Annotated in this window: 10 protein-coding genes; 3 read left to right on the top strand and 7 right to left on the bottom strand. The window is 55.3% G+C overall.

The features are described from left to right. Window positions 1–35: 35 nt before the first annotated feature. From NF683_RS09215 to NF683_RS09225, 3 genes are read right to left on the bottom strand one after another with little or no spacing between them, the layout of a single operon-like run. Window positions 36–629: a nucleotidyltransferase family protein gene (locus NF683_RS09215; RefSeq protein WP_089039331.1), complete on the bottom strand. Its 594-nt coding sequence runs from the start codon at window positions 627–629 to the stop codon at window positions 36–38. After that, a complete protein-coding gene (locus NF683_RS09220; protein WP_089039330.1) occupies window positions 619–1,587 on the bottom strand; it encodes an XdhC family protein in 969 nt (322 codons plus the stop codon). The genes NF683_RS09215 and NF683_RS09220 overlap by 11 nt, the downstream gene beginning before the upstream one ends. Then, window positions 1,587–3,857: a xanthine dehydrogenase family protein molybdopterin-binding subunit gene (locus NF683_RS09225; protein WP_253921785.1), complete on the bottom strand. Its 2,271-nt coding sequence runs from the start codon at window positions 3,855–3,857 to the stop codon at window positions 1,587–1,589. Before NF683_RS09225 ends, NF683_RS09220 begins: the two co-directional genes overlap by 1 nt. Window positions 3,858–4,066: 209 nt before the next feature. Here NF683_RS09225 and NF683_RS09230 point away from each other — a divergent pair, with 209 nt between their 5' ends. Further along, window positions 4,067–4,549 (top strand): MarR family winged helix-turn-helix transcriptional regulator, encoded by a 483-nt coding sequence (locus NF683_RS09230; protein ID WP_089039328.1) that lies wholly within the window; start codon window positions 4,067–4,069, stop codon window positions 4,547–4,549. Between the two features lie 41 nt (window positions 4,550–4,590). Here NF683_RS09230 and NF683_RS09235 read toward each other — a convergent pair whose 3' ends face one another. Genes NF683_RS09235 through NF683_RS09250 form a run of 4 tightly spaced genes read right to left on the bottom strand, consistent with a single transcriptional unit; the run spans window position 4,591 to window position 8,038 of the window. After that, entirely contained in the window at window positions 4,591–5,235 is a 645-nt protein-coding gene (locus tag NF683_RS09235) for an N-carbamoylsarcosine amidohydrolase (RefSeq protein WP_253921786.1), read from the bottom strand. 50 nt (window positions 5,236–5,285) lie between these two features. Beyond that, a complete protein-coding gene (locus NF683_RS09240; protein WP_089039326.1) occupies window positions 5,286–6,047 on the bottom strand; it encodes a maleate cis-trans isomerase family protein in 762 nt (253 codons plus the stop codon). A gap of 15 nt (window positions 6,048–6,062) precedes the next feature. Continuing rightward, on the bottom strand, window positions 6,063–6,881 hold the full coding sequence (locus tag NF683_RS09245) for an alpha/beta fold hydrolase (protein WP_089039325.1): 819 nt from the start codon (window positions 6,879–6,881) through the stop codon (window positions 6,063–6,065). After that, window positions 6,878–8,038 carry an FAD-dependent monooxygenase gene (locus NF683_RS09250; protein ID WP_089039324.1) on the bottom strand — a complete coding sequence of 387 codons (1,161 nt, stop codon included), beginning with the start codon at window positions 8,036–8,038 and terminating at the stop codon, window positions 6,878–6,880. The genes NF683_RS09245 and NF683_RS09250 overlap by 4 nt, the downstream gene beginning before the upstream one ends. Before the next feature lie 463 nt (window positions 8,039–8,501). Between NF683_RS09250 and NF683_RS09255 the strand changes: the two genes are divergently transcribed. Beyond that, window positions 8,502–8,990 carry a (2Fe-2S)-binding protein gene (locus NF683_RS09255; protein WP_089039323.1) on the top strand — a complete coding sequence of 163 codons (489 nt, stop codon included), beginning with the start codon at window positions 8,502–8,504 and terminating at the stop codon, window positions 8,988–8,990. Then, on the top strand, window positions 8,983–11,994 hold the full coding sequence (locus NF683_RS09260) for a c-type cytochrome (protein ID WP_232471384.1): 3,012 nt from the start codon (window positions 8,983–8,985) through the stop codon (window positions 11,992–11,994). The genes NF683_RS09255 and NF683_RS09260 overlap by 8 nt, the downstream gene beginning before the upstream one ends. The last annotated feature ends 3 nt before the right edge of the window (window positions 11,995–11,997 follow it).

Here is an 11,997-nt window from a genome sequence, read left to right on the forward strand (position 1 = left end):
CGGTCTCTTTTTATAATATCGTCATAGTTAGCATGTCAGAAGGGTGGAAATAAATTGTCTGGAGTATCAATGTCATAGCATACGCCAGGATCATTGAGTGAGATTTTTACAATATGATCACTATACCGCTGGAGAATAGCGGAAGCGCCGCTGGGATTGCTTAAATCAGCGATATGTTTCCAAAATTTTCTACCAAAAATAACCGGGTGGCCTGGGATCTGTAGGTGTGTTGGTTGAACGATATTTTCTGCGCTAGACATGTCTGCTAATAACTTACACGTTTTTTGAGTCACCCAAGGGAGATCGGCAAGCCAAATCGCCGCGGATCGGTAATTATTAAATTTTTCGTCTGAACATAGATATTTGAAAGCATCGCTAATGCTGTATCCGAGTCCTAAATGACTGCGCGGGCTAACCAGCGTTGGGGTGATTGGAGAAAGGCCGAGTGATTGAGCCTTATCATCTTCTTTAAGCACAACGATAATGTTTGGAAAGTGCTTCTGAATAGTTAACAACGTGGAGGTCAGTAGTGTCTCTCCATTGCTTAATTTAGCAATTCTTTTATCGCTACCAAAGCGACGAGACTGGCCAGCCGCCATGACAATCACGATGATATCACTACAACTCATGACGTGTTTTTCCACGATAAATACGGTGAATATCGGCCATGACGGCTAACGCAATTTCAGCCGGTGTTTTGCTGCCTAGATTAAGCCCAATGGGCATGTTAATTCGTGCTACTTGGGCACTTGTTAGGCCGCCAGAGCGCAGCAGCCGCTCTGCACGTTGTTGTGAGGTCTGATGAGAACCCATGACCCCAATGTAAAATGCATTCGTACGGACGGCTTCGATCATGGCTAAATCATCAATACGCGGGTCATGGGTCAAGGCAACAATGGCGGTATTGGCATGGCAGCCACCTGATGAAATAAACACCGAAGGTAGAACGGCCTGCACTTCTATGCCGGGTACATCGAAATTTTTTCGGACTTCGTCCCTGGGTTCACAGACAATCACTTCAAAACCAAGCGTTTGGGCAAACAGCGCACAGGGCGCAGAGACGGAGGAGATCCCCGCGATAATCAGCCGTAGCGCAGGGCCTATGCGAATATTGACGCTAGCGGTATCAAAAATAACGGTGGGCTCGGTGTTCTTCGAGGGGTTAAAGCGCTTGCCGCTGCCATCCAATTTGATACAGCGGGTTAGCGGTTGGCGACCCAGTAGCGTGGCATGCACCACTTCTAGGTGAGTGAGGTTTTCGGTGTTGGGGGCTAGCCGTTCAACCAGCACTTCAAGGCTACCACCGCAGGGTAAACGAATATTCGCTGAACCAGCGTCACCGCCATAGCGCACCGACTGAACCGGTTCGTTGAACTCTCCCGTTTGAAGCCTGGTGATAAAGTCCTCTTCGACACAGCCGCCCGACAGTGACCCCAGATAGTCGCCTGTCGAACATGCTACTAGCATGGCACCCGGCTCCCGGGGTGCCGAGCCAAAGGTTTTTAGCACCGTACACAACCAAATAGTCAGCCCCTGGTTGGCCCATTTCAATGCGCGTTCGATAACCTGTAGATCAAGGTGTTGCATTAACTAGCCGCCTCCATGGGGAGTTGAAGAGAGGCCTTCAGTGAGTCGCGAATGGTGTCAGGGGTAAAAGGAGGATGGGTAAAGCGCACCCCCGTGGCATCAAAAAGCGCGTTGGCAATCGCAGGAGCGCCGGGCAGTGAGGCGGACTCGCCTACGCCGAGTGGCGGCAGTTCTGGACGATCAAGCAGCATGACGTTGATGGGGGGGAGCTCCGAGAAACGCAGAATAGGGTAGCCGCCCCACTCTTTGCTGGTCGGTAAACCATCCTCAAAGGTCACCCGCTCCTTTAACGTGCGGCTGAGCATTTGGATCACATTGCCATGCACCTGATGGCGAACGCCTGCGGGGTTCACCATTAAGCCCGCATCCTGACCTACATATAAATTCTCGACGACAATCCGTCCACTCTTCACATTGACTTTAAGCTCAATTACCCAGGCGGCGAGCGCGGCGCCAAAGCCGGGGAATTTGCTATGCACGTACTGGGCGTAAGCGAAGCCTCGGCCGTAGCGCCACTCACCCTCGCTTCTTGGGTTGATGTTAGCGACGCAGGGCTTCCAGTTCGCACGTTCGGCTAACGCTTCGACAAGTTCGCAAGCGCGATTATCGGCTAAATAGCGCAACCGGTAGGTGACTGGATCTTCATTTGCTAAATAGGCAAGCTCATCAATATAGCTTTCGTGGGCGAAGGTGCTGGGCAATGCTGAGACGCCACGTAGCCAGGAGGCGCGCACCAGAGTCGGGACGTCGTCGCAGACTATTTGGCGATGAGGGTAGCGGTAGGGTGGCACCGACGTTCTATCTCCCATCTCAAAGGGGATATCAATAGGCGAGGCAGCACCGGTTAGCAGTAGTGCCAGGGTGGGCGCACTGTTAGAGGGGTAGCGCGTATTAAAGCGATAGCCTGCCGGGCTGCCATCTGCATTTAAACCGCCCTGGATCGCCATATACTGAGCAGCTCCTTTAGGCTCCCAGGTGTGCTCCTGCTCACGGGTGAGTTGCACACGGACGGGGCGGCCAACCGCCTGAGAGAGTAGTACAGCATCCGCGCCAACATCGTCGGCGCAATTGCGGCCATAGCAGCCCGAGGTTTCCATGCGGGTAATGGTGATAACGCCTTCGTCTAAACCGGTAAGGCGGGCGAGATCGGCGCGCAGGCTGTGTGGATTTTGGGTGCCCGACCATACGTGCAGGCCATCTTCATTGGCATCGGCGACGGAGCACGAAGGGCCAATGGAGCCGTGCAGCTGGAAAGGCCACACATAGTGACGATTGAGCGAATGCTGTGCGGAGGCCAGCGCGTTGTCGAGATCACCCTCATCGAGGAGTATGCGCTGCTTGCTGGGTAAGTCGAGCAGTGCTTGCTCTATGTTGTCCAACTGAGGCAAGCCTTCGGTGGGTCGCCACTGGATCTTTAGCTGTTTGGCTGCGGCAGCAGCCTGTTCTTCACGTTCGGCCACCACACCAACAAAGTCACCGACCACCACGACGCTTACCACGCCTGGCAAATGTGCCACAGAGCTTTCATCAACCGCGATTAAACTGTTGCCAATAAAGTCGCCGTTATCATGGCCTACATAAGGCGGGCGAATCACTCGCCCATGCAGCATATCGGGCAGGCGCAGGTCGTGGATAAAGGTCAATTGCCCGGTGGCCTTGGCGGGTATATCCACGCGGGAGGTCGATTGGCCGACCAGGGTATAGTGGCTGACCGGCTTAAGCGGCACCTCATCGGCAAGCTTTAATGCATGACGGGTCCCCCGCAGCAACTCTCCAAAGCTCACGGATGAGTGGTTATCATCACTGGGCATAATAGCGCCGTTTTGGCAGCTAAGTAGTGAGCGCTCAGTGTCAAAGTGCTTTGCTGCCAGTGTCAATAGGTACTCCCGCGCTTGAGCCGCCGCGCGGCGTAGAGGTTCGGCAGTGATTTGAATCGACGCACTAGCAATGGTGGGGCCTTGGTTGGGGGCTTCAACAGAGTTGCCCAGCACCACGGTAACGCTGTCGAACGCGACGCTAAGCTCTTCCGCAACAATTTGAGCGAGCGCCGTGCGTATACCGGTGCCCAAGTCTACGTGGCCGTTGAAAGCCACGATGTGGCTATCGCTCAGCACGGCAATAAATATCTCAGGCTCATGGGGAGTGAAGTTTGAGTGTGTACCTGGCTGTCCGGGCGCGGGCTTAGGGGGTGTAACCGGGTCGCGATAGATCACCAGAACATCAGATCCATACAGCAGTGACTCTCTTGTATAGTCTGATTTATCGGCCATGCTTGCCTCCCACGCTAGCGTTTTAAGTAATCAGTGCAGATGAATTTGAGGTGATCAACGAGCAATAACTAAGGTAAAATTGTAGCGTGTACGCCATAAAAGCATGGTGAATTGATCCAACGCAAGCCGTATTTAATACGTTGATGCATCATTTTGTTAACCAGTGCCATACTCGATACACGTCGTCGCTAATAGATTAAGGAGATGGAATGACAACGGATAGTGCGCTCAAACACTCGTCTTCCGGCGAGCACCCCACGCCTTCAGAGCAGGGGTATGATTTTTCTGAGCAAGTAGGCCATCTACTGCGTAAAGCCTACCAGCGGCATACGGCTATTTTTCAGCGCTACAGCAGTGATAAACAGCTTACGGCCATTCAGTTTGTCACGCTGTGTACGGTGATGGAGCGAGGCCCCAGCTCGTTAACCGACATCGTTAACGCCACGGCGATTGATCCAGCCACCATCCGTGGCGTCATTAAACGCCTTAAAGCACGTGAGTGGATCTCGCTCACCACCGACCCCAATGATCAACGCAAAGTCATGGTAGTGATCACCGAGCCTGGGGAGACATTAGTCGAGGGCATGGTGCCCAGTGCCAAGCAGATCAGCGATCAGACCATGAAAAATCTCAACCCGGCAGAGCGGGTTGCTTTAATGCACCTACTGGAAAAAATGAACGCAGACGGATGACACAACAGAGGTGCCCGCTTCACTTGCGTTTTCGGGCACTCCTAACGCTTCATTAAGTAACCCAGTGTTTCATCCAGTCTAATTACATCCCCATATTTGCTATCGATATCAAACAGGTTGGCTTCATGGGGCGCGGGGTGGCGATCGCCCACGCAATCACGTACCACCATCACCCGAAAGCCGTGCTGTACGCCGTCAACGGCGGTGGCGCGAATGCAGCCGCTGGTGGAACAGCCGGTAATGATCAGCGTATCGACGCCCATGGCGACCAGCGTGGAAGCAAGCGAAGTACCAAAGAACGCGCTGGCATACTGCTTGGTCATTACCAGTTCATCGTCGTTAGGCGTCACCTCGGGGCAGAAGTCAGCGTAGGGATTACCTGCCACCATCGCTCGCATTACCGGCGCCTTCTTGACCCAAATGCCGCCATCGATTTGATCCGGGGCGTGATAAAGGATGTTGGTGTGGATAACGGGGGTGCCCGTACGCCGCGCGGTATTGAGCAGCGGTGGCATATTAGCCACCGCATCCACCACGCCCTGGGCAAATAGCGGCGAGCCAGGGGTGGTGTAACCTTGCATAAAATCAACCACCAGTAGCGCGGGCCTTTTACCAAAGCCAATGCGTCCATCCCACACGCCCTTGTAGTTGTCCGAGGCCGTATTATCAGTATTGTGCTGCGACATGGTTGTCTCCTTAACCAGCACTCTAAATCGTTAATCAGCACCTGATCTCGTTAGTAAGCCCCCGACAAGAGAGCACCCGCGCCCGGTACGATGGGCTCCAGGTCAAGCGCCTTGAGCATGGCGTAGGTAGTCGCGATAGCTGCGGTCACCACCGGCTTACCGGTCAGGGCTTCAACCTTGGCAACGGCCGGTAGCGATGGCATTTGTACACAGGCCGACAAGACGATCGCATCCACGTTACTTAAATCGAGGCTGGCGACGATTTCGGGGAGATTGGCGGGATCGTGGCGAGCGACATCCAGGTTATTGGGGATCTCAAGCGCCCGGTAGTCGAGCACCTCAATGCCTTCCTGACGGATGTAGTCGACCACCATTTCGGTCAGCGGCTTCATGTAAGGCGCCACTACCACCACACGTTTGGCTTTCATCACACCCAGGGCATCAACCAGCGCACCGGCGCTGGTGACCACCGGCGTGTCGCAGCCATTCTCTTCGGTGCGGCTGCGCAAACGCTTTTGCGACGCTCGGTGGTAGCCGGGCCCCATCGCCATAATGGCAACCAGGCAGGCATACCCCATCACATCCACTGCTGCATCGGAGAGTTCCAAGGCACAGCGGTCAGACTCCGCATCCATCGCGGCCAGCTCGTCCTTACTAACGGTTTTCATGCGCATGCGGCTGGAGTGAAAAGTGAAGCGTTCTGGACGAATCAACTGGCGTGCAGCGAGCATGGCAGGTATCTCCGTCTCCATGGTGATATTGGAGCTGGGGACGATCTGGCCGATACGGTAGGTCTTGGTGCTCTGAGTCATGATTATTGGCCTTGGTTAGAGTTGTGTGCCCAGGAAGTCTTCAAAGGCGGCAAAAAAACCGTCGAAGTCATCCCAGGGAATCATGTGACCCGCTTGTTGCGCGGTAGAAACGCGAATCGTCGGTAGCAGGGCGCGTATTTCGGTGCGGTCTTCATCCTGGATAACCCCGCCCTTGCCTGCACACATCAGCAGCGTGGGCACTTTTATAGCTGGGAAGTCCTGGTGGATATCGACGCTGTGGAACTCTTCAAACGCCTGAACAATGGCGGGCTCAAAGCAAGTGTGTAACCACTCGGCGCGTAACCGCAGCTGCTCGTCGCTCCAGGTGGGGCAGTAGTGGCGCATGGTTTCGATGTCTGCGCCCCGGGTGCAGTCGCGAATCGAGTCTACATACCAGGGCAGCTTGCTGGGGTACTCACGGCGCCCTGGCCCTGAAACCGGTGGGTCGATAAGTACCAGTTTGTCGATGCCCTTGGCGCCGCGATTCATGGCGCGCAGAGCAAAGCGCGCCCCCATGGAGTGGCCCGCCAGAATGACGTTGCTTAAGCCGAGCGCATCGATAAAGGCGATCACATCGTTGGCACAGGTGTCGGTGTCATAAGCAAGTTCAGGCCCGGTGGACGACAAGCCACGCCCACGGACATCCAGTACATAAGTGTCGAAGTGCTGGCCCAGGCGCTCGGCCACAAAGCCCCAGGTGATCGCCGGGCTGGTGATGCCGGGTATTAGCACCAGCGGCTGGCGCGCTGTCTCGGCGCTGTCACCAAAGCGCAGGTAGTGCTGACGAATGCCATTGGCGTGTACGTTGGCGCCATAGAGATAGGTGCTGCTCATGCCGGGCTCCCTTGACTGGTGGGTTGCTTCAGCGGTACTTCAAAGGGGTCATAGGCGAATACCCATGCTGGGTCTTCGTCTTCCCGTAACCAAGTATTGTCGTGGGAAACCTGCTGAACCCGCGAAGCGCGTTCAAAACGGTTGGTGCGGTAAAGTTCGAAAGCCTGTTGGTAGTTTTCGGCGCCCACTTCTTCCAGGCAGCGTACCAGCATGGCGGCGTCCTCAATGGCCATGGCCGCGCCCTGGGCCATATGAGGCTTCATCGGATGGCAGGCATCGCCCAGCAACACCAGTCGATTTTCATGCCACAGTGGCAGCGGGTTGCGCTCCAGCAAGGGCCATTTGGTAACGGTTTCAGTGCAGTCAATCAGTGCTTGTACGGTGGGATGGTAACCCTCGAATGCTTTGCGCATCTCTTCCCGGGAGCTGTCGACGAAGGAAGTGCCGTGGTTCCAATCGGGTTCAGGCACGCCAGTCACGTAGTAATACTCCTTCTCGTCGCCGGTCACGAAGTAGACCATCATGTGGCGGTCTTCCGACCACCACTTCACGCAGGCTTCGAAATCCAGGTCGTATGCCTTGAGTTTTTCGGCAGAGATAATGGCTCGGTGAGCAACCCAGCCGCTATAGATTGGCGCCTCCGGACCCAGCAGCTTCTCGCGCAGTCGCGAATTGACCCCATCGGCGCCGATCACCAGGTCGGCCTCTTCTGTCGTACCGTCAGCGAAGGTCATGACGACCTTGTCGCCGCTGTCGTCGACATCGACCAGGCGCTTATCGAAATAAAGATTGTCCTGGTCGAGCGTGCTGACCATTAATTCGTGCAGATCGCCACGGTGTACGGTGATATAGGCTGCGCCATAGTTTTCGCGAGCAAACTCGCCTAGCGGGATACGAGACTGGTACTCGCCGGTCATGCCATTGCGGCTGAACCAGTAATCGGGGTGTGAGCCCATGGTATTGAGCTTCTCTTCAATGCCAATGCGGCGCATTACTTTCATCACGTTGGGGCCAAGGTGAATGCCTGCCCCAAGGCGCGCAAACGCGGGTGCCTGTTCGTACACCTTGGTGGGGTAACCCGCTTTCTGCAGTAGCGCGCCTGCAGCGGCGCCGCCAAGGCCCGCGCCAATAACGGCTATGGTGGGTTTATTGTTCATATTCTGGTTTCCTCGCTGTTTTATTCGCCTATCACTTGTTTCTGCATGCGTTCGCGAATGCTATAATACAACGTATACACCATTTATTTTTTGGTCAAGAATTAGTTTTGAAATTATTTTTAGACGAAAATAAAGCGGTGTTTTTATTTAAATATATGAATTTAATGGATTTATAGCTGTTTTTTTGGTTTTATTCAAAAACTTGAAAAACGCATCCATTGAGTGCTATACGTTTATTAGGCTTGTTTTTATAGCGTACGCACCTTTAATGCTCGATGAGTGTTAGCTCTGCACTTAGCTGGTGCAAGTCGATTGGCTGTATGTGAAAGGGAGATGAAAATAGGCTGGATGAAGGTGCTACGAAGCGTGTTTGGCAGGCAGTACTTATTAGTAATATCTAAGTCATATCCAAGCCCTATTCAGAGCAAGAGGGCGGGCTTAACAATAACGATGATGATCCCCTATGACGCTAAAGCTAACTATCAATGGGCACGAACACGAGTTGGCCGTGCCGCCACAGACACCATTGCTCAATGTGTTGCGTAACGACCTAGCGCTCAATGGGCCTAAGTATGGCTGTGGTTTGGGTGAGTGTGGGGCATGCAGCGTATTGATTGATGGCATGGCCGCACGCACCTGCGTGCTGCCCGTGTCCGCTGCTGTTGGCCATGAGGTAACCACCCTTGATGGTCTTTCCCATGGCGGTGAGCTTGATCCTGTACAGCAAGCCTTTGTCGATGCTCAGGCAGCCCAGTGTGGCTACTGTTTGAACGGCATGATCATCACTATTCGTGCGTTGCTAAATCATAATGCCCAACCCTCTGCGCATCAGATTCGCACCGCTTTAGAGCATAACCTCTGTCGATGTGGCACCCATGTTGAAATCCTCCAGGCAGCGGAGCGGGCCGTGGTCCTTAACGCGGCCGCGTTGCAGGAGGCTTCTCATGAGTGAAGGGGCGGTGCTCCATGGCCAGCAAAAACAGGCCGACATCCCCGCGCTGCTAGCGAAGGCACGTTTTGGTGTCGTGGTGCGTCCACCTTACTACCGGTGGAATGGCGAGCGTTTTGAGAGTGATCGCTTGGTTGGCGTCGATCGCAGTAGCATTGCCTCACTCTCTGGCTCTATTGAAGTCGTGGTGGACGGGAATTTTGTGGCGGTGGTTGCCGATAGTTTGGCCTTGGCGACCGACGCCGCTAAACAGTTGAAGATTGAGTGGCAGGCCGTTCACCAAGCATCCGAAAAAGTGCCTGAAGGCGATCAAGCGCCCTCTGAGTCGCCTCTTATAAAGCCTAACCAGTCGTCCATGCATTCGAACCATGCGTATGGCTGGCCGAGTCGCATGCGCTGGGGCAATCACCCCAGTTGGGTAATTGCCGATTGTCGCGACCAACAATTGAGCGTGTGGGGGCAAACCGTCACACCAGCGGCGCTGAAACAGGATTTAAGCCGGTTAACCGCGCTGGATATTAGCCAGATTGAGCTTTACAGCGCCGACGGTAAGCACGCATCAAATCAGGCCTCAGGGCTGGGTCGCCACAGCGGTGACGATGCCGCCGTGGATGCGGCGCTGATGTCGCGGACGGTGGGCGGCCCGGTAGCCGTTTGGCTCGATGCCCACTACGCCAAGGATGCTCAGGCATTAGGCCAAGCGCAGCGAATTAGCCTAAATGCGGACATTGCCAGTAGTGGTGAGATAGCCCGTTATCATTATCAGCAGGCCAATCTCACGGGTGAGGTGGCTGCCATAGGGTTGTTGTTAAGTGGCAGGGCCACGATAGCAACGCCTAGCGCTGAGGCCCGCGTTGGCGGGCAAGACACCACGCCATTCTCGCCCTATGTATTTCGCGACCAATACCTTGCCGCACGCTCCCAGCCAGCGTCACTCTCCACTAATGCCACCTTGATGGGGATACAGCAGACGTTTGCGCGGGAGTCTTTTTTAGATGAGGTTGCCCGCGAGAGCGACCAAGACCCTGTCGCGCTGCGGCTTCGCCATCTTGACGATGCACGTGGCATAGAGTTGATAGAGTCCGTGGCTAAACGGGCCGAATGGCCAAGGGCATCCAATCCATCAGCGGACGCTTTACCCCAGGATCTACTGCGCGGGCGGGGCTTTGCCTACTCGCAGTTGCCCGATCGGAATCAGCGCGTGGAATCGGGAGTGCGCTCTGCCTGGATTGCCGATGTTGAGGTCAATCGTGTTACCGGTGATGTTCAGCTTACCCGTTTGGTGGTGGGGCAGGACGCTGGCCCTGATGTGGATACTGATCGCCTTCAGCAAACGCTACAGGCCCGGGTATTGGGCGAAGCGCGCCCCCTTTTGGGGCAAGCGCCCAGTTTCGACGAGTGGGGTGACGGCAGTCGTACGCTAACGAAAAGTGACTATTCAGCGGGCTTACCAACCAGCGCTTCTTCGTCAAGCCCTGCTGAGGAAGGTGTTAATCACGGCGTCAGTAAAGATGTATTAAGCGGTGCGGAGCTATCGCCGGGTGTTGCGGTAATCGCCAATGCGCTTTTTGATGCCACCGGCCTGCGTTTTCGCCAACCACCGTTTACCGCCAAACGTGTGCGCCAAGCACTCGAAGCTTCGTCCATCGAGGAGGCAGGGCGCCCATCTATATTGAAACCGCCGCGGTCAGTGAAACGTCGCTGGTTAGCCGCTGCAGCGTTTACCACCATTGCGGGCACTGCGGCCGTGGCGTGGCCGTGGAAAGGGGCCATTGCGCCTGTCTCACGGCCAGCCGCCAACCTTTATTCCGCCGAGACCATTGAACGCGGGCGACTCGTTGCGGCTGCAGGCGACTGCGCGGCGTGTCATACCACAGAGGGTGGCGTGACCAATGCCGGTGGGCGTGAATTTGAAACCCCTTTCGGGACGCTCTACAGCACTAACATTACTCCGGATGAGGCGACGGGGATTGGTCAGTGGTCTTACGCAGCCTTTGAACGCGCTATGCGCCACGGCATTAGCCGTGATGGCAGCCACCTTTATCCCGCGTTTCCCTATACGGCGTTTGCCAAGACCAGTGATGCCGATTTACAGGCGCTTTACGCCTACTTAATGGCTCAACCTCCTGTCGCGACTGAAAAAAACGCCAATGCGCTCACGTTCCCCTTCAGCGTGCGTAGCTTAATGGCAGGCTGGAATACGCTTTATCACGATGCAACCCCTTTCCAGCCTGACCCCATGCAAAGCGAACTGTATAACCGGGGAGCCTATCTCGCCGAAGGGTTGGGCCACTGCAGCGCCTGCCATAGTCCCCGCAATGCCATGGGGGCTGAGAAAAACGGCGAGGCGTATTTTGCCGGTGCCTTTGTAGATGGTTGGGAAGCACCACCGCTTAATACGCTGTCGCGTGCACCCATTCCGTGGAGTGAAACATCGCTTTACGACTATCTGCGCCACGGTGAGTCTGAGCTTCACGGCGTTGCCTCTGGCCCTATGGCCCCGGTGGTAGCGGGGTTGGCGGAGCTACCTGAATACGATGTGCGGGCGATTGCTCACTATGTGGCCGCCCAAATGCAGGCACCAACCGGGAATAGCGATGCGACTGTGGCGGACGCTACGCAGCGCGTAACCAGTACAGCCGTTAGCTCAACAGGGCGGGAGGCAGGGGAGCGGCTCTTCGAGGGCGCCTGTGCGGCGTGCCATGTCGATTCTGGCGTTCCTACCTTTTCGAGGGCGAGCACTAATCTGGCGCTGAATACCAATTTGCACAGCGACCATCCCGATAACGTTATTCAGTCAATTTTGGGCGGTGTTCATGCCGAACACGTCCCCGGTATCGGCAGCATGCCAGGCTTTGCCGACAGCTTTAGTAATACCCAGGTCGCTGATTTGACGACCTATCTCCGAGCGCGCTTTGCTCCAGAGAAAGCACCTTGGCAACAAGTAAAACAACGTATCACAGAGTTACGCCAGCCTCACTACAACAACACTCACTCTACTCCCTGACGT

The sequence above is a fragment of the Halomonas sp. MS1 genome, from assembly GCF_024182575.1.
Lineage (GTDB): Bacteria > Pseudomonadota > Gammaproteobacteria > Pseudomonadales > Halomonadaceae > Vreelandella.

What these genes read in the sequence shown, in the direction of transcription:
- NF683_RS09215 (WP_089039331.1), bottom strand. Translation starts at nt 629, where the DNA reads ATGAGTTGTAGTGATATCATCGTGATTGTCATGGCGGCTGGCCAGTCT.
- NF683_RS09255 (WP_089039323.1), top strand. Translation starts at nt 8,502, where the DNA reads ATGACGCTAAAGCTAACTATCAATGGGCACGAACACGAGTTGGCCGTG.
- NF683_RS09230 (WP_089039328.1), top strand. Translation starts at nt 4,067, where the DNA reads ATGACAACGGATAGTGCGCTCAAACACTCGTCTTCCGGCGAGCACCCC.
- NF683_RS09250 (WP_089039324.1), bottom strand. Translation starts at nt 8,038, where the DNA reads ATGAACAATAAACCCACCATAGCCGTTATTGGCGCGGGCCTTGGCGGC.
- NF683_RS09235 (WP_253921786.1), bottom strand. Translation starts at nt 5,235, where the DNA reads ATGTCGCAGCACAATACTGATAATACGGCCTCGGACAACTACAAGGGC.
- NF683_RS09225 (WP_253921785.1), bottom strand. Translation starts at nt 3,857, where the DNA reads ATGGCCGATAAATCAGACTATACAAGAGAGTCACTGCTGTATGGATCT.
- NF683_RS09245 (WP_089039325.1), bottom strand. Translation starts at nt 6,881, where the DNA reads ATGAGCAGCACCTATCTCTATGGCGCCAACGTACACGCCAATGGCATT.
- NF683_RS09220 (WP_089039330.1), bottom strand. Translation starts at nt 1,587, where the DNA reads ATGCAACACCTTGATCTACAGGTTATCGAACGCGCATTGAAATGGGCC.
- NF683_RS09240 (WP_089039326.1), bottom strand. Translation starts at nt 6,047, where the DNA reads ATGACTCAGAGCACCAAGACCTACCGTATCGGCCAGATCGTCCCCAGC.
- NF683_RS09260 (WP_232471384.1), top strand. Translation starts at nt 8,983, where the DNA reads ATGAGTGAAGGGGCGGTGCTCCATGGCCAGCAAAAACAGGCCGACATC.